14 protein-coding genes are annotated in these 17,561 nt (G+C 66.4%); 1 reads left to right on the forward strand and 13 read right to left on the reverse strand.

Annotated elements, in window-relative coordinates; translation table 11 throughout:
* Positions 1-106: 106 nt before the first annotated feature.
* The 8 genes from nikE to hydA all read right to left on the reverse strand — a co-directional run bounded on the left by nikE (position 107) and on the right by hydA (position 10,065).
* Positions 107-1,777 (reverse strand): nickel ABC transporter ATP-binding protein NikE, encoded by a 1,671-nt coding sequence (gene nikE, locus P6U31_RS23155; RefSeq protein WP_407184092.1) that lies wholly within the window; start codon positions 1,775-1,777, stop codon positions 107-109.
* On the reverse strand, positions 1,774-2,622 hold the full coding sequence (locus tag P6U31_RS23160; protein ID WP_407184093.1) for an ABC transporter permease: 849 nt from the start codon (positions 2,620-2,622) through the stop codon (positions 1,774-1,776). The genes nikE and P6U31_RS23160 overlap by 4 nt, the downstream gene beginning before the upstream one ends.
* On the reverse strand, positions 2,619-3,650 hold the full coding sequence (locus tag P6U31_RS23165; protein ID WP_407184094.1) for an ABC transporter permease: 1,032 nt from the start codon (positions 3,648-3,650) through the stop codon (positions 2,619-2,621). Before P6U31_RS23165 ends, P6U31_RS23160 begins: the two co-directional genes overlap by 4 nt.
* A gap of 31 nt (positions 3,651-3,681) precedes the next feature.
* Positions 3,682-5,301, reverse strand: a complete 1,620-nt coding sequence (locus P6U31_RS23170) for an ABC transporter substrate-binding protein (RefSeq protein ID WP_407184095.1) — start codon at positions 5,299-5,301, stop codon at positions 3,682-3,684.
* Positions 5,302-5,420: 119 nt separating this feature from the next.
* The gene (locus tag P6U31_RS23175) at positions 5,421-6,857 is read right to left on the reverse strand and encodes an NAD(P)-binding domain-containing protein (RefSeq protein ID WP_407184096.1); all 1,437 of its coding nucleotides are present in this window, start codon (positions 6,855-6,857) and stop codon (positions 5,421-5,423) included.
* The gene (locus P6U31_RS23180) at positions 6,854-7,603 is read right to left on the reverse strand and encodes an SDR family oxidoreductase (RefSeq protein WP_407184097.1); all 750 of its coding nucleotides are present in this window, start codon (positions 7,601-7,603) and stop codon (positions 6,854-6,856) included. Before P6U31_RS23180 ends, P6U31_RS23175 begins: the two co-directional genes overlap by 4 nt.
* A gap of 1 nt (position 7,604) precedes the next feature.
* Positions 7,605-8,579: an NAD-dependent epimerase/dehydratase family protein gene (locus P6U31_RS23185; protein WP_407184098.1), complete on the reverse strand. Its 975-nt coding sequence runs from the start codon at positions 8,577-8,579 to the stop codon at positions 7,605-7,607.
* A gap of 16 nt (positions 8,580-8,595) precedes the next feature.
* The gene (hydA, locus tag P6U31_RS23190; RefSeq protein ID WP_407184099.1) at positions 8,596-10,065 is read right to left on the reverse strand and encodes a dihydropyrimidinase; all 1,470 of its coding nucleotides are present in this window, start codon (positions 10,063-10,065) and stop codon (positions 8,596-8,598) included.
* Positions 10,066-10,123: 58 nt separating this feature from the next.
* Here hydA and P6U31_RS23195 point away from each other — a divergent pair, with 58 nt between their 5' ends.
* The gene (locus P6U31_RS23195; RefSeq protein WP_407184100.1) at positions 10,124-10,786 is read left to right on the forward strand and encodes an aspartate/glutamate racemase family protein; all 663 of its coding nucleotides are present in this window, start codon (positions 10,124-10,126) and stop codon (positions 10,784-10,786) included.
* Here P6U31_RS23195 and P6U31_RS23200 read toward each other — a convergent pair.
* The 5 genes from P6U31_RS23200 to P6U31_RS23220 form a co-directional block, all read right to left on the reverse strand.
* Positions 10,783-11,442, reverse strand: coding sequence for a flavin reductase family protein (locus tag P6U31_RS23200; RefSeq protein WP_407184101.1), 660 nt, complete (start codon positions 11,440-11,442; stop codon positions 10,783-10,785). The two genes, P6U31_RS23195 and P6U31_RS23200, sit on opposite strands and share 4 nt — an antisense overlap.
* Before the next feature lie 5 nt (positions 11,443-11,447).
* Positions 11,448-12,380, reverse strand: coding sequence for an N-carbamoyl-D-amino-acid hydrolase (locus tag P6U31_RS23205; RefSeq protein WP_407184102.1), 933 nt, complete (start codon positions 12,378-12,380; stop codon positions 11,448-11,450).
* A 137-nt stretch (positions 12,381-12,517) separates the two neighbouring features.
* Entirely contained in the window at positions 12,518-13,813 is a 1,296-nt protein-coding gene (locus P6U31_RS23210; protein WP_407184103.1) for an aminotransferase class III-fold pyridoxal phosphate-dependent enzyme, read from the reverse strand.
* Positions 13,814-13,823: 10 nt separating this feature from the next.
* Positions 13,824-15,404, reverse strand: a complete 1,581-nt coding sequence (locus tag P6U31_RS23215; RefSeq protein WP_407184104.1) for a hydantoinase B/oxoprolinase family protein — start codon at positions 15,402-15,404, stop codon at positions 13,824-13,826.
* A complete protein-coding gene (locus P6U31_RS23220; RefSeq protein ID WP_407184105.1) occupies positions 15,401-17,410 on the reverse strand; it encodes a hydantoinase/oxoprolinase family protein in 2,010 nt (669 codons plus the stop codon). Before P6U31_RS23220 ends, P6U31_RS23215 begins: the two co-directional genes overlap by 4 nt.
* Between the last annotated feature and the right edge of the window lie 151 nt (positions 17,411-17,561).

Raw genomic sequence — 17,561 nt, forward strand, 5'->3', positions numbered from 1 at the left:
AGGTGAAACCAGAGCCCATTGGCCTGCAAATGGTATGCCACTAACCGGCCCTTCGCCAGCAGGATCTCATTGCAACCTGAGCCGCTTTTGAGCCTCAAGCCAGGCCTCAAAGAGCCGTCGCCAGCATTGCGCCGGTCTCGATGTGCGGGATCGCCTCGACCAGCTTGCGCGTGTAGTCGGTCTTCGGGTTGTCGAACAGCGCCCGGCTCTCGCCTTGCTCCACGATGCCGCCATTGCGCAGCACGATGGTGCGGTCGCACAGCATGCGCACCACGTTGAGATCATGGCTGACGAACAGCAGCGCGATGTCGTTCTCGCGCCTGAGGCGGTCGAGCAGTTGCAGCACCACCGCCTGCACGGAAACGTCGAGCGCGGCGGTCGGCTCGTCCAGCACCAGGAGCCGCGGCCGACAGGCGATGGCGCGGGCGATGCCGACGCGGGCCTTCTGGCCGCCTGAGAGCTGGTGCGGAAAGCGCGGCAACAGATCCAGTGGCAATCCCACCCGCTCGGCGCATTCCTCAACGCGTTTGCGCAAGCCCTCGCCTGCGCGCATGCCATCGAGCCGCATCAGGGGGTGTGCGATACAATCGAACGCCGTAAAGCGGGGGTTGAGGCTCTCGTTCGGATCCTGGAACACCATCTGGATGTCTTTTCGCAGGGGCGAACGGTGAAAGTCGCGCGAGGCCACGTGGCCGATCGAATGCCCGTCGAATACGATGTCGCCTTCGCTCGGGTCGATCAGCCGGCAGATCATCCGCGACGTCGTGCTCTTGCCGGACCCGGACTCGCCGACGAGCCCGACGCTCTCGCCGCCGGCCATCGTCATCGAGAAGTCGGCAACGGCCGCGGAGCCCTGGTCGAAGCGCTTACCAAGCTTGCGCACTTCCAATAGCGGCGGCGTGCCGTGCGCGAGCTCAGGCCGGGGCTTGCCGACGACGGCCGCATGGCGCTCCCGCTCCTCCTCCGTCACGAGATCCTCGATCCGGGACGTCGCGGTCGGCGATGCCGCCACCAGCCGTCTCGTATAGGCATGCCGGGGCGTGCTGAACAGCGTCCTGGGATCAGCCTCCTCGACGATGCGGCCGCGCTCCATCACCGCGATGCGGCGGCAATAGCGCGCCGCAAGGCCGAGATCATGCGTGATCAGGATGGTGGCCATGCCGCGCGCCGCGGCGATGTCCGCGAGCAGGTCCATCACCACTTTCTGGGTGGTGACGTCGAGGCCGGTGGTCGGCTCGTCCGCGATCAACAGCGCAGGATTGCAGGAGATCGCGATCGCGATCATGACGCGCTGGCACATGCCGCCGGAAAGCTCATGCGGATAGGCGTTCATACGCGCTTCGGGATCGCGGATCTGGACGGCGCGCAACAGGTCCAGCGCCTCGGCGCGCGCGGCGTCCTTCGATATCTTCTTGTGGGTGAGGATCGCGTCCGCGATCTGCAGGCCGATCGCGCGGATCGGGTTCAGCGCGGCCCTTGGGTTCTGGAAGATCATCGACATCGCGGCGCCCTGGAGATGACGGAGGTCATCGCCGCGCAGCTTCGTCACGTCCTGGCCGCGAAACAGGATCCTGCCGCCGGTGATGCGCCCGGCCGCATCGAGCAACCGCGTCGTGGCAAAGCCGGTGACCGACTTGCCCGAGCCGCTCTCGCCGACAAGGCCGAGCATCTCGCCTTTCGCGACCGAGAGCGTCACCCCGCGCACCGCCTCGACCATGCCGCGCCGCGTCGAGAATGTGACGTGGAGATCGTCGATCGCTAGCAATGCCTCGCTCATGTGCGCATCCGGGGATCGAGAATGTCCCGCATGCCGTCGCCGAGGAGGTTGAAGCACAGCACGGCCATCATCAGCGCGAGGCCCGGAAACGCGACCAGCCACCATCGTCCCGCCGAGATGAAGCGCGCGCCCTCCGCAACCATGATGCCCCATTCCGGCGTCGGCGGCTTGACGCCGAGACCGATGAAGGACAGACCGGCGGCATTCAGGATGGCCCAGCCGAGATTGAGCGAGATCTGCACCGCCATGGCCGGCAGGATGTTCGGCAGCAGGAAGCGCAGCACCACCGAGAAATGGCTCTCGCCGCAGGCGCGGGCCGCCTCGACCCAGCCGACATTGCGGCGCACATTGACCTCGGCGCGGGCGAAGCGAATGTAGAAGGGAAGATTGATGATCGCGGTGGCGATCACGATGTTCTCGATGCGGTTGCCGAGCGCCGCGACCATCGCCATCGCCAGCACGAACAGCGGAAAGGCCATCATGACGTCGACGAAGCGGCCGACGCCGCGATCGAGCCGGCCGCCGGCATAGCCGCAGAACGAGCCGACCACGGCTCCGATCAGGAAGGAGATGCCGACCGCGGAGACGGCGATGGCAAGGTCGAGCCGCGCGGCAATAATGAGACGGCTGAACACGTCGCGGCCGAGCTGGTCCGTGCCCGCAATGTGCGCCGCGCTTGGCGGCAGCAGGGCCTCCGAGACATTCGAGGCCACGGGATCGTAGGGCACGATCCATGGCCCGAAGATCGCGACCAGGACGAACAGGAGCACGCCGGTCGCTGCAACGGCGGTCAGCGGGTTGCCGCGCAGGATCCAGACCGAATGGCGAAGGGTTGCGCTGGTCATCCGATCGACACCCGGGGATCGGCGATGCCGTAGCAGATGTCCACGACCAGATTGACCAGCACAAACAAGCTGGCCATCAGCAGCACGAAACCCTGCACCGGCGCGTAGTCGGAGGACAGCAGCGCATCGAGCGCATAGGAGGCGACGCCCGGCCAGGAGAACACCTTCTCCACCAGCACATTGGCGCCCAGCATGGTCGAGAACACGATGCCGGCGATGGTGATGACGGGCAGGATCGCATTCCGCAGCGCGTAGGTGACGACCACCTTGCGCCAGGACAATCCGACCGAGCGCGCGGTGCGCACGAAATCGCTGCCGAGCGACACCAGCATCGAGGCCCTGGTGATGCGCGCCAGCGGCGCGATCACGAACAGCGCCATGCTCACCGCCGGCAGGATCAACTGCTTGCAGGCCGTCCACCAACCCTCGATGTCGCCGGCGAGCAGGAAATCGATCAACAGAAAGCCGGTGCGCTGTGGCGGCATCGACGTGAACACGTCGATCCGCCCGGTGGGATCGGGCGCGAGCCCGAGCAGATAGTAGAAGACGTAGATCAAGAGCAGGCCCGAAACGAAGGTCGGCACGCAGACGCCGAGCGCGCAGAACAGCCGCACGCCGTGATCGACGATCGACCCGGGCCGCAGCGCCGCGAGCACGCCGAGCGGCACTGCCGCGATGAGCGCGATCAGAAGTGCGGTGAAGGTGAGCTCGAGCGAGGCCGGCAGCCGCTCGCGCAGATCCTTCAGCACCGGCTGCCCGGTCATCATGGAGCGGCCGAGATTGCCGCGGCCGATATCGGAGAGATAGAACACCAGCTGCTCCGGCACCGATTTGTCGAGCCCCATCTGCTTGCGGATCTGCTCGATCTCCTCCTTGCCGGCATTGGGCCCCGAGGCGAAGAACACGGCGGGGTCGCCGGGCAGGACGCGCATCAGCAGAAAGGTGAAGACCAGCACGCCGAACAGCGCCGGCAGCGACGACAAGAGCCGCCTGCCCGCCCGCACCATCGTTGCGCCTAGACCGGTCATCGCCGTTCAGAGCCTCCCTCGCCTACCGATATCACTTGCGGCTGACATCGCGATAGTCGACCTGACGATGGAATTCGTAGGTGTAGCCTTCGATCGACGAGGCCATCACGGCGTCCTGGTTCGGCTGCCACAGCATGACCTGCGGCATCAGGTCGAAATGCATCGCGTTGAGCTTGCGGCCGGCTTCCTCGTATTTGGCCTTGTCCGGCTCGAAGCGGGCTTCCTGCGCGATCGCGGCAAGGTCCGGATTGTTGATCGAGCTATAATTCCAGCGCTGATTGCCGGTGTAGAAGTTGCGGTAGAAGTAATCGGTCGACGGCAGCCAGGCGACGATGCCTTCGGTGAAGAAGGGAAGCTTCTTCTCGTTGATCTGTGTCGACATCTGCGCATCCGGCAGCTTCTGGATGTCGACCTTGATCCCGATCTTGGCAAGCGACTCCTTGACCAGCGCCGCCATCGGCTCGGCCGTCGAGGCCTGGCCGACGTTGAAGCTGAAGGTGGTCGAGAAACCTTCCGGCAGGCCGGCGGCCTTGAGATATTCCCTGGCCTTATCGAGATCCAGCTGCACCGGCTGCTGGAACGGATAGACGCCATTCAACGGCTTGCCGTCCGGCCAGCTCGCGCCGAACAGCGGCGCGCCGCGGCCGAACAGGGCGGCCTTGAACATGTCGTCATACGGCAGCGCGAAGGCGACGGCGCGGCGGACGTTGACGTTGTCGAAGGGCGGGATCTGGTTGTTCATCGAGACGAAGGTGATCGAATTGTATTGCGGCGTCGAGATCACCTTGAGCTTGCCTTTGGCCTCCAGCGATTGCACGTCGCTGGCCTGCAGGTCGACGACGAGATCGGCATCGCCGCGCTCGACGAGGTTGGCGCGGGTCGCCGGCTCCGGCACCGACTGGATGATCACGCGCTTGAAGAAGGCCGGCTTGTCGGGGGAGCCGCGATTCCAGGCCTCGTTGCGCTTGACGATCACCTGCTCGCCGGGCTTGAAGCTCTCGATCACATAGGCGCCGCTGCCGGCGGTATGCTCCTTCAGCCAGGCCGTCGCCCAGGGATCGTCAGGCGTTGCGTGCTCCTTGGCGACCTTCGCGTTGATGATCATGGGATAGACGGTGGCGAGGTTGGGGAGCGCGAGCTTGTCGGGCTTGGGCAGCGTCACCTCAATGGTCAGGGGATCGATCACCTTGAACTGGTCGGCCGACGTCAGGGAGCCCGTCAGCAACTGCGCCTTGCCGAGGATCGGCGCGGTGACGCAGCGATCGAGCGACCATTTCACGTCCTCGGCGGTGACCGGCGAGCCGTCCTGGAACTTGGCGTCCTTGCGCAGGCGGAATGTGAGCTTCAAGCCGTCGGGGCTGACCTCGTAGGATTCGGCGAGTTCGCCCGTGATCTTGTCGAGATCGAACACCCATTTGCCGTTGAGCTGCTTGCGGCCGAACGCCACCAGCCGGTCGTAGGTGCTCATGCTCAGGGCGAAGGATTCGCGCGTCGAGCCGGGAATGTTGGGATCGAGCGTGTTGACGGATGCGCCGGTGACGTAACGCAGCGTCTCGGCCCGGGTTTGCGCCTGCGTAGGCGCGGTGGCGATGAGCAACAGCGCGGTGGTGGCGAGGACGGAGGACGCCGACCTGAAAGACACAAAACGCATTGGTTTTTCCCTGAATTTCGAACGAGAGCGCCAGCAAGGCAGGTTAAGAAGAAAGCAAGTTGCGCGCCAGTCTCATGGCGCGCGCTTGCGGACGCTTCGTCGCGGCGGCGCATGGGTGATCACTGCAATTCCTCCATTTTTCGCGCAGGCCGCGTGACCACCGCCTGCGGCACGTCATAGGCGCTGAGCGCGGCCCAGTGCCGCACGACATCGGCGCGAAACAGGACGCGCGTCAGGCCGTGAACCAGCTTCGGCACCGCCGTCGTCATGGCGTTGATCGAGGATCCAGACGCACCAAAGCTCATGGTGGAGGCGATGGCGAAGAGATGGATATCGGAGATCCATGGCGTCTTGCCCGGCACGCGCTCGGTGAAGGCGTAATCGTCGGCAAGGTAGGGGAAGCGGCCGAGCCGTTCGTTGCGCTCGCCTGCCGGCGGCTGGTAGCGATCGGCCCAGGTCGCAATATTGCCGGCGAAATGGCCGAGCTCGCCGCGCCCGGCGAAGTTCATGTCGATGCCGGTGCCGCAGATGACGAAATCAGCGGTGAGGCTTCCGTGCGGCGTCTGCAACTCCACCGCTTTGCCGGCCTCACGCACGGCTTCGACCGGCGCGCCCTCGTGCAGCGTGAAATTGGCGTGACTCGAGCAGCGGTCGTAGGTTGCCTGCGGAAAGCCCTCGCGCATCTCCAGGATGGTGCGCATGAAGCGCCAGCGCCAGGCATCGTCGAGATCGCTGAGATGACGCAGGAAGCCGCGGAAGGTCAGCCAGCGATAGGGCTGGATCAGCTGGATCTGCGCGCGGCGGCACAGCAGATGAACCTCGGCGGCGCCGGCTTCCAACGCAGTCGCCGCATTGTCGAAGGCGGATGCACCCGCGCCGATCACCGCGACGCGCTTGCCGCGCAAGCCTTCGAAGTCAATATCGTCCGCGACGGTTGCGACCACACTCGATGGCAGATGACGCAGCGGCTCCGGAATGATCCAGCCGCCCATACCCTCCTGCCCCGTCGCCAGCACAATCTTGCGAGCGTAGAGCGTCTCGATCGCGCTAGCCTGTGTCACGCGCGCGGCGAGCAGGCCACCAGCCGCCGGTGCAATCTCCAGAAGCTCGCAATCATTGCGCACCGGCAAGCCGACCGTGCGCCGCACCCAGAGCAGATACGCCGCCCAATGCTCGCGCTCGATCAGGCCGAGTTGTTGCCAGCTCTCCCTGCCGAAGCGGGCCTCGTGCCAGGACTGGTAGGTCAGGCTCGGAATATCGAGGTCCGGCCCCGTATAGTCCTTCGGGCTGCGCAGCGTCGGCATTCGGGCATAGGTGAGCCAAGGGCCCTCTTTCCCCTCCGCGGCCTTGTCGAGCAGCAGGACGTTGCTGACGCGCGAGCGCATCAAGCCGAAGCCGATCGCGATGCCGGATTGGCCCGCGCCGATGATGAGGACATCCAGCGCCGGCTTGCCGTCCGGCCCGGTCTTCGGCTCAAGCCACGCGGCGCCGGGATGCGCGATCCTGGCGAGATCGGCGCGAACCTGCGCCTCGAGCTGTGTCAGCGCGTCGCTCATGCCGCGAGCCAGCCTCCGTCGACCACCATCACCGTCCCGGTCGTGAACGAGGAGGCATCGCTGGCGAGATGCAGCGCGGCTTGCGCGATCTCCTCAGGCACGCCGAAACGCTTCATGGCGTGGCGGTTGCGCGAGGCTTCGCGCACCTCGTCCGGATTGGCGTGACGGGCAAAGCTGCGGCGAAGCATCGGCGTGTCGATCGCGCCCGGCGCGATCGCGTTGACGCGAATGCCGTCGGTGGCGAAATCCACCGCCATGGTCCGCGTCAGGCTGACGATCGCGCCCTTGGCGGCGATATAGGCGCTGTTGCCCTTGCCGCCGGCGATCGCAAGCTGCGAGGCCAGCGTGATGATCGAGCCGCTTTTCCGCCGCTGCATGTGAGGCACCGCCGCCCGCGCCCACAGCCAGGTGCCGCCGACATTGGCGCGGAACACCGCGTCCCAGTCGTCCACGCTCGTCGTCAGCACCGTGCCGCCGCAGGAGAAGCCGGCGGCGGTCATCAGGACATCGACCTGCCCGTGCCTCCCGACGACGTCGCTGACCACGGTTTCGGCGAGACTGGCATCGCCGACGTCGCCGACATGGATCGTTGCCTCGCTCACAAGGCTCAGCGTTTCCTGAAGGCCCGCCGCATCGCGATCGACCAGAGCGAGCCGCGCGCCCTCCTCCGCGAACAGTTTTGCGCTGGCGCGGCCGATACCCGACCCTGCTCCCGTGATGATCGCCGTGCGCCCCTGCAGCCGCATCTCAAATCCCCTCCTTGTGCTGCATCCACCAGGCGCTCATCGCGGCTGCCGACTCCGCGCAGCCGAACCGGGCGCGCCAGCCGAATTCGTCGGCCATCCGCGCGACCGACATCGGCGCACGGTCGCCGCCGTGGAGCTTGATGAAGGTCTTCTCTCCGGGCGCCGCGAGCCGGCACTGCAGCCCGGGATGCAGGGCCGCAAAGGTCTCACCCCATTGCAGCGCGGACCATGCCACGCCGCTGGAGATGTTGTAGAGACGATGCCGCGGACGCTCGGCCTCGATCAGCACGGCGACGGCTTCAGCGGCGTCGGGCGCGTAGGTCCAGTCCTTCACCCCCGGCGCGGGTAGCAGCGCCGGCTCGCCGCGCGCGAACGCCGCCAGGATCTGGTGCTGGAGGCTCGGCGTATCGCGCACCGAGCCGGGCCGCTCCCACGGACCGAACACTGCGCTCAAGCGGACGCTCAGGAAATCACCGCCAAAGAGCTCGGCATGGCGCGCCACGGAGCGCTCCGAGGTGAACTTGCTGATCGCGTAGAAGGAAACGGGATCGCAGGGCGTCTCCTCGTCCAGCACCGAAACGCGGTGACCTGCAGGGCCGTAAGCCGATGCCGACGAGAGATTGACGAGGCGGCGAACACCATGGCGGATCGCGGCTTGCAGAATCGGGATCTGGGCCATCACGTTGATCTCGAGAACGCGCGCCGGCGATGCGCGTTCAAGCTCATCGCCCGCGGTGACCGCGGCGCCCAGCACGATCGCGTCGCAGCCTTCGGCGATGAGAGCGTCGATGGCCTCGGCGTCGGTGACGTCGCCCAGCACGACCTTGAGCCGCTCGTGATGATCGGCCATGGATCGCTGCGCAGCCGGCGGCAGCGGCGCACGGTCATGCAGCGTCACCTCGTGTCCGCGCGCGAGCAGCACCTCGGCGAGATTGAGGCCGACAAAGCCGGTGCCGCCGAAGATGACGATCTTCATCGCGCGCGATCCGCCGTCACAGCAGTTTTGCCCCGAAATTCCGTTCCGGATCCATGTCGGCGACGAGCCGGCCGGTCGGCTTTGCCGCCTCGCCGCCGCTGCGCGCCAAAAACTTTCCGCTGCCGGCGGACGCGAGGCACTTGTTGCCGTCGATGATCACCCGGCCGCGCGAGAGCGTCGTCACCGGCCATCCCTTCAGCTTGCGGCCCGCGAACGGCGTGTAGCCGGCGAGGTCGTGCATCATCTCGTCGGCGATCACGGTCTCGCGGTTGGGATCCCAGATCGCGATATCGGCGTCGGCGCCGACCGCGATCGAGCCTTTGCGCGGATGCAGATTGTAGATTTTTGCCGGCGCGGTCGCGGTCAGCTCGACGAATTTTTCCAGGCCCAGCCGTCCCTTCGACACCATCGCGTCGAACAGCAGCGGCAGCCGCAGCTCAAGCCCCGGCAGCCCGTTGGCAACCTGCTTGAAGTTCGGATTGGGACCGGCGCGCAGCTTACCGGTCTCGTCATAGCGATACGGCGCGTGGTCGGAGGAAATCGTCTGGAGATCGCCGAGCGCGAGCGCCTGCCACAGTGCCTCCTGGTCCGCATGCGTGCGCGGCGGCGGGCTGCACATCCATTTCGCACCCTCGGCGCCAGGCTTGTCGAGATCGCCAGCGGTGAGGAACAGGTATTGCGGGCACGTCTCGGCGAACACCTTGAGCCCCTGCCCGCGCGCGTCGCGGATGACCTTGGCGCCTTCGGCGGTCGAGACATGGAAGATCATGATGGGCTGATCGATCAGCGCCGCCATGCCGATCAGCCGGGTGAAGGCTTCGGCCTCCGACACGCGGGCGTGGCTGACGGCGTGATATTTCGGCATGGTGTAGCCGCGCGAAAGCAAACGCTTCACCATCCAGGCGATGATGCCGTGATTTTCGGCATGGGCACAGAGCATCGCGCCGGACTGGCGCGCGGCCAGCAGAATGTCGAGCAAGGGCTCGTCGTCGACCTTGAGCCGGTCATAGGTCATGAAGATCTTGATCGAGGCATGGCCCTGCTTCACCAGCGCCGGGATGTGCTCCTCGACCGTCTCCTTGGTCGCATCCGCGATGATCATGTGAAAGGCGTAGTCGATCACCGCGCCCTTCCTGGCCAGCGCGTGATAGTCTTCCACCACCTGCGGCAGCTTCATACCCACATGCTGGGCCGCGAACGGGATCACGGTGGTGGTGCCACCGAACGCGGCGGAGACGGTCGCACTCTCGAAGGTGTCGGCATTCATGATGCCGGCGGCCGACAGCTGCTCGATATGGGCGTGGCTATCGACGCCGCCGGGCAGCACCAGCTTGCCGCGCGCATCGATCTCGCGCTTTGCCGCCGGAAGGCGCTTACCGACGGCCGCGATGGTCTCGCCTGTGATGGCGACGTCGGCCTCGAAGACGTCCGTGGTGGTGGCGATGCGGCCGCCGCGGATGATCAGGTCGTAAGCGGGTTCAGTCATGAGGCACTCCGTGATAGGCTCAAGGCACGTACTCGAAATTTCGTAAGGGAAGACCGTCATGTCCCGGCCGCGCATTCTCGTCATCAATCCGAACTCCAACCCCGCCGTCACGCAAGGGCTGGAGGATGCGCTGAAGCCGCTCGAGTTCGAGCGCGGGCCGGAGGTGGTCTGCCGGACGCTGGCGGAAGGTCCGTTCGGGATCGAGAGCCAGGCCGACGTCGACAGCGTCGCGATGCCGCTGCGCCGGCTGGTCGAAAGCGACAACAGCTCGGCGGCCTTCGTCATCGCCTGCTACAGCGACCCCGGCCTTCAGGTCTGCCGAGAAGGCACCGACCGGCCCGTGTTCGGCATTGCCGAATGCGGCGTGCTGACCGCACTCGCCCGCGCCGAGACTTTCGGCGTCATCGCGATCGCCCAGCGCTCGATCCCCCGGCACATGCGCTATCTCCGGCAGATGGGATTGACGGAGCGCCTCGCGGGCGAACGGCCGCTGAACATGAGCGTCGCCGAAACCGCGTCGGGCGAAGGAACGCTGGCCAAGATGATCGAGGTCGGCCGCGCGCTGCGCGACGAGGACGGCGCCCGGGCCATCGTGATGGGCTGCGCCGGCATGGCGCGCCACCGCCGTCCGCTGGAGGACGCGCTCGGCATTGCCGTGATCGACCCGACGCAGGCGGCCGTCACCATGGCAGTGGGTACGGTGCAATTCTCGGCTCACTAGGCGTCCTTCAGCTCTTTGGTGGCCCGCCGCGCCAGCCATTGTGCATGGCTCTCGCGGGTCAGTGAAAACGTATCTCGCTGGGTCGTGTAGAGATTGCCGAACATGCGGCCGATCGGCCGGTAGGCGTCGAGGTCGACATACATGTTGGCCTCATCGACCAGCCCGTCGCGGACATGAACCCTGAGCACCTCGCCGACCAGGAGCTCGCGATCCGGCGAGAAGGTCAACACGATCTGGCGCCGGCATTCGAGCGCGAAGGGCGCAGCGGCAAGGCGCGGCACCTTCACGTCGACGGAGGCGAGCGTGGCCAGCCCGGTCGCGGCAACCTCGCTATCGCCGGAGGGAAAGTCGACCGCGCAATCGTTCATCGCCGCCGACAAAGCCTCATCCACCATGTGAACCACGAACTCGCCATCGCGGTGGATGTTGCGGGTCGTGTCCTTGGGCGAGTGATCCGGCTTGTGCTGGAGCCCGAGCACGATCAGTGCGGGGCTTTCGGAGAACACGTTGAAGAAGCTGAACGGCGCGGCATTGACGGCCCCGTTCTCGTCGAGCGTCGTCACCAGCGCGATCGGCCGCGGCACCACCACGCCGCAGAGCAGCTTGTAGCGATCCCGGGGGTCCAGTTCGCGCAGCGATATGCTCTTGCCGGCCATCGGCGTCACCTCTCCGGCGGCGGCACCGCGCCGGTCCGGCTGGTGATCAGGCTGTAATGCTCGATGCGGCGATGCCGGGCGAAATCGAAGATCGTGGTCTTGCCGAAGACCGTCGCATCAAGGTCGCAGGCGTGGACGAGGACCTCGTCATCGTCGGTCTTGGCCTCCGCAACGATCTCGCCATTGGGATCGACGATCAGGCTGCCGCCGAACAGCGGGTGACCATCCTCATTGCCGGCCTTGGCGACCGCGACCACCCAGGTCGCGTTCTGATAAGCGCCGGCCTGCACCGACAATCGATTGTGGAACAGGCGCTTCTCGACGCCCTCCTCGCTCTTCTCCGCATTCACCGACGGCGTGTTGTAGCCGATCAGCACCATCTCGACACCCTGCAGGCCCATGACGCGATAGGTTTCCGGCCAACGCCGATCGTTGCAGATCGCCATGCCGATGATGCCGCCAAGCTCCCGCCAGACCGGGAAGCCGAGATCGCCGGGCTCGAAATAGCGTTTCTCGAGATGCTGGTGCGAACGCTTGGTGTCGTACTCGACATGGCCCGGCAGATGCACCTTGCGGTACTTGCCGACGATCTTGCCGGACTTGTCGGTGAGGATGGCGGTGTTGAAGTGATGGCCGTCGGGCGTCAGCTCCGCATAGCCGAAATTCATCGCGATGCCGTGCTGTGCCGCGCGCTCGAACAGCGGCCTCGTCGCCGCGTTCGGCATCTCGCGCTCGAACCAGATGTCGAACTCGGAACGGTCCTCCACGTACCAGCGCGGGAAGAACGTCGTCAGCGCAAGCTCGGGATAGACGATCAGGTCGGCGCCCTTGCTCTTGGCTTCGTCCATCAGGGCGATCATGCGGTTGACCACGGCCTCGCGGCTGTCGGCCTTCTGAATCGGGCCCATCTGGGCAGCGGCAACATTGACGATACGCATCAGCGATTTCCTGGTGATCTCTCGGACGAAGCCGCAGCTTCAGCGACGTGCCGGCGCGGGCAGCTTAACGCAGCCTCGCCCGGAATTTCCAGCCGGATGCCTGCGCGCCGACATGATGTGCGTGGCGTGATCCGCACTCACCCGTGCTCCTCATCGGCAACATCGAGGCCATGGTCGAGCGCGTCCAAAAGCAGCTCGGCCTCGCGCTCGGAGATGACGAGCGGCGGCGCCAGGAACAGCGAGGTCTGCTCGCCGCTGGTTCCGATCACGGCACCGGCCTCGAGCGCGCGCTCCGCAACGCGCGAGGCGATCGGCACCTCGGTGGTGTCCGCATGCCAGGAGCGCCAATCCGGTCCGTGCAGCTCCACCGTCCAATGCAACCCCTGCCCCGCGACGCGCCGCACGCTGGGATGCTTCTGCGCGATCGCGAGCAGGCGGCGGACGAACAGCTGCTCGAGGCGCCGCACGTGCTCCAGAATCTTCTCCTCGGTGACAACTTTGAGATAGGCGCTGACGGCCGCCATGCTAATCGGATGACCGCGCAGCGTGCCATAGTTCTGCCAGCTCGTGCCCTTCAACCGCTCGACGATCTCCTTCGACACCACGACGGCGGCAACGGCGGCCGCGCCCCCGCCGAGCGATTTGCCGAGAGTCACGATATCAGGGCGACTTTGTGCCCCTTGAAACGCGAACCAGCGCCCGGCACGGCCCGCGCCGGTGACGACCTCGTCGGCGATCCAGTACGAGCCCGCCTGCCGCGCGCACTTCGCCACTTCGTCCTGATAGGCGCCATCGTAGTAGATGCCGCCTTGGGTGTAGTCGATGATCGTCGCCGCCGTGTCCGACAAGAGGCGCGGCGCGGCTGCGAGATACTCGCTGGGCGACGTATTGTTGGCCGGCGCGCCGTAGATAGCGCCATCCGGTGCCGGCAGGATCCGCACCGGCGCCATGGGCGCCGGCAGCTTCGAGCCGCCGGCATGCACCGCAAGGCCGCCATGCCATTGCGGCTGCACCGTCATGCTGCGCGACAGGCCGGTGATGCCGTGATAGGCCCGCTCGCGCGTCGCGAGCGGTGCGCGCTGCGTCAATGCCTGACAGAGCGACAGCGCCATGTCGTTGGCCTCGCTGCCGCTGATGCAGAAGCGTACCGCGCCGACCCAATCCTCTTCGCCCTCGAACGCCATGGCCATTAGATCGTCCGCTGCCTGCTCGCGGCCGATCCAGGTCCAGCCTTCGTTGACGACGGGCGTATCCGCCGCCCGGCGGATCGCCTCCACCATGGCGGGATGGCGGTGCCCCAGCCCACCGCCGGTATTGCTGCCGTCGATCAGCTTGCGCCCGTCCGCAAGATGAAAATAGACGCCCTCGCCGCCGACCACGGCCATGGGCGCGCTGTCGCCGGCATTCAGCCCGGTTCGCAACAATCGGCTCATGGCAATCCCCTCATTCCGCAGCTCCAATGCCGTAGCCCCCACCGCCGCAGGTCTCGACGGTCAGGAGATCGCCTTGCTGCAACACCAGGTTCGACTTGCCGTCGATTGCGACATTTGCGCCATGTCGGATCAGCGAGATGCGGCACGGCTTGCCGGGCTTTCCGCCCTGCATGCCGAACGGCGGGATCACCATGCGCTCGATGCAGGTGGTCAGATGCATCGATGGAGCCAGAATGCGGTAGACGCGCACGACGCCATCGCCGCCGCGGTGGGCGCCAGTGCCGCCGGACTGCCGGCGAATGGATTGCTGCTCCAGGCGGATTGCGTAATTCGCCTCGATCACCTCGACCGGCGTATTCGAGGTATTGGACAGATGCACCCGCGTTGCCGAGATGCCGTCCCGGTCATGCCGCGCGCCTTCGCCGCCGCCATGGACCTCATAGAGCATCTTCCACGAGCCGTCCTGCCGCGGCTGCGCAAAGAACAGGACACCTGCGGTGGTCGCCCCGCCTGCCGACAAACGTTCGGGGATGGTGTCCTGCATCGCGCGGAAGATCGCATCGACGATGCGCATCGAGGTCTCGTGATTACCGGCGGCGACCGACGCCGACCAGCCCGGCTCCAGGATCGACCCCGGACGCGTGATGATGGTCAACGGCCGGAGCGCGCCCGCGTTCTGCTGCATGTCCCGCCCGCTCATGATGCGCGCGGCATAGGCGACGGCGGAACGCGCCATGAACGGGGTCGTGTTGCAGAAGTTCGAGACGCGGTCGCAGCTTCCGGAGAGGTCGAAGGTCGCCTCGTCGCCCGCGATCGTGATCTTCACATGGATGCGCGCGGGCGCGTTGTTGTCGCTGCCGTCGTCCAGATAGTCCTCGCCCTCGTAGACGCCGTCTGGCAGCGCGCGGAGCGCCTCCCGCATCTCGATTTCGGAGAGATCGTGCAGGCGCGACTGCGTCGCCATGAACACCGCCTTGCCGTGCTCGCGGCAGAGGTCGACGATGCGCCGCTCGCCCGCCTTGGTCGCTGCGATCTGAGCAAGCAGATCACCCTCCCCGGATTCGGCGTCACGGATGTTGGCCTTCAGCAGTTGCACGATCGGCGCATTGACACCGGCCGCGGTCGCGATCAGCACCGGCGGAATCCGCATCGCCTCCTGGAAGGTGTCGATGGCCTTGGAAAAATAGCTGCCGGGCCAGGTGCCGCCGATGTCGGGCCAATGCGCGAGGCTGACCGCGAACGCCACGATCTCGCCGTCGACAAAGACGGGCCGCACCACCTTGACGTCGTTGAGGTGATTGCCGCCGAGCGCACCGACATTGTAGATCACGACGTCACCGTCGTTCAGGCTGTCGCGCGGCATCACCTTCAGCAATTCAGGGATGGTATAGGCCATCGCGCCGAGATGGATCGGAATGTCGCGGCCCTGCCCGACCAGGCCTCCATGGCCGTCGGTGATCGCGGACGACAGGTCGCCGGCCTCACGCAGCAGCGGCGAGCGCGCCGAGCGCGTCATGACGAGACTCATCTCCTCCGCCGCCGCGGAGAGGCCGTGCCTGATGACCTCGACGACGAACGGATCGAGCGTCATGCGGCCCTCCGCGTCAGGAACAGATTGCCACCGGCATCAGGCTTCGCCTCCCAGCCGGGCGGCACCACCACGGTCGACCACGCATCCTCGATGATCGCGGGACCGCTGACGATATCGGTCATCGCGGCACGATCGACGATCGCGGTCTCGATCCCATGGAGGTCGTCGAACGAGCAGGTTCGCGTACCTGATGACACCGCCCTTATCGCCACCGCCGGCCGGCTCACGACGGTCGTGGATGGGCGGCGCGCCTGGACCCGCACGGATTCGATGACGCAAGGCTCGCTCGTCGCGTAGCCGAACAGTTCGTGATGTCGCGCCAGGAAATCTTTCTTGAGCTTCGCCACGTCCAGCGGCAGCGTAAAGGAGACCGGAATGGCATCGTTCTGCGCCGCGTAACGCATCAGCGCGACCAGCTCGACCTGGATTTCCGACCGCAAAACGGCGTTGGCGATCAGCGGCCCTGAGGCATCGTCGATCAGCGTCCCAATGCGCTCCGATACGCGCGCCAGGTCGATGCCGTCGAGCGCCGCGCGCAAGGTCTGCTGCTGCAGGAAGCTGAAATCGGCGGTGAGGCAGCCCAGCGCCGAGAACGCGCTCGATGCACTGGGCACGACGACCTCTGCAATCCCGTAGAGATCGGCAAGGCCGGCGGCGTGCATCGGGCCGCCACCGCCGAAGGCGAGCAGCGTGCAGTCGCGTCCGTCGATGCCGCGCTCGACCGTGACGCGGCGCAGCGCACGGGCCATCGTCGCGTTTGCGACCTTGATGATGCCAAGCGCCGTTCTGGTCAGGCTCATGCCCAGCGCGTGCGCGATCGGCTCGATCACGCGCCCGGCGGCTTCGAGATCGATGCCGATCCGGTCGCCGAGCTTGGTCGCGGGATTGAGATAGCCGAGCACCGCATTGGCGTCGGTGATGGTCGGCTCGAGGCCGCCCCGGCCGTAGCAGGCCGGGCCCGGCTCGGAGCCGGCGCTCTCCGGTCCGACCGTCAGGCCGCCGGGACCGTGGCGGACGATCGACCCGCCGCCCGCGCCGATCGAATGAACCGCAAGCATCGGCTGGCGCAGCGGCTTGTCGCCGAGCATGCGGCCGTCGGTCATCTCGGCCTGGCCGTTCACGATCAGGCAGACATCGGTGGTGGTGCCGCCCATGTCGAAGGTCAGCATGCGCGAGGTGCCGAGCTGGCGGGCGATGCTCACCGAGGCCGACACGCCGGCCGCCGGGCCCGACATCGCCATCACCAGCGGGCGCCGCTTCACCGCCGAGATCGGGATCATGGCACCGGCGGAATGAAACACCTGCAGGCCCGGCCCGATCGGCAGCCGCTGCTCCAGCTCGCTGAGGTATTCCACCGCGATCGGCATCGCGGCCGCATTGAACACGGTCGCCGAGGTCCGCTCATATTCGCGCGCCTCGGGATTGATCTCGTGCGACAGCGAGACATGGGCGACGACGTTCTTGAGGCGCTCGCCGAGCATCTTCTCGTGCACGGGGTTGGCATAAGCATGAAGCAGAGCCACCGCGACGCTCTGAACGCCGGTCGCCTTCAGCCAGGCGACCAGACGCTCGATCTCAGCCTGCTCCAGCGGCTTGAGGACCCGCCCCTCGTGATCGAGGCGCTCGGCCAGGCTGAAGCAGCGCTCCGGCGGCACCAGCGGCGGCGATTTCGGGGGAATGTCGAGACGGTAGAGATCGCGGCGGCGGTAGCGTGCGATTTCGAGCACATCGGCAAAGCCTTCGGTCGCGACCAGCGCCACCTTCGGCAAGCGGCCCTCGACGATGGCGTTGGTCACGCGCGTGGTGCCATGAACGAAGCGCTTGACCTCGCTCTTGCGCAGGCCCACCGCCTCGATCGCCTCCAGCATCGCCTGAACCGGAGCGTCGGGGCGCGACGGCACCTTTGCAATCCGCGCCTCGGAGGAATCGCGCCGGATCGCGATGATATCGGTGAAAGTGCCGCCGATATCCGTGCCGACTTCCCAATGATGTTCGGAGGAGCTCATGTGTGGGGTCAGCTACGTGCGACGTCCGAACCGGACGCCGGGTCGTTCCCGTTCATCGCAACCTCGCGCGCGCTTCATCATGCATTGCCTGTCATGCCACCGTCTGCGAGCGTGCGACAGAGTGATGGGTGCGGGATAGGGCCAGCGGTGT

Source organism: Bradyrhizobium centrosematis, from assembly GCF_045571495.1.
GTDB lineage: Bacteria > Pseudomonadota > Alphaproteobacteria > Rhizobiales > Xanthobacteraceae > Bradyrhizobium > Bradyrhizobium centrosematis.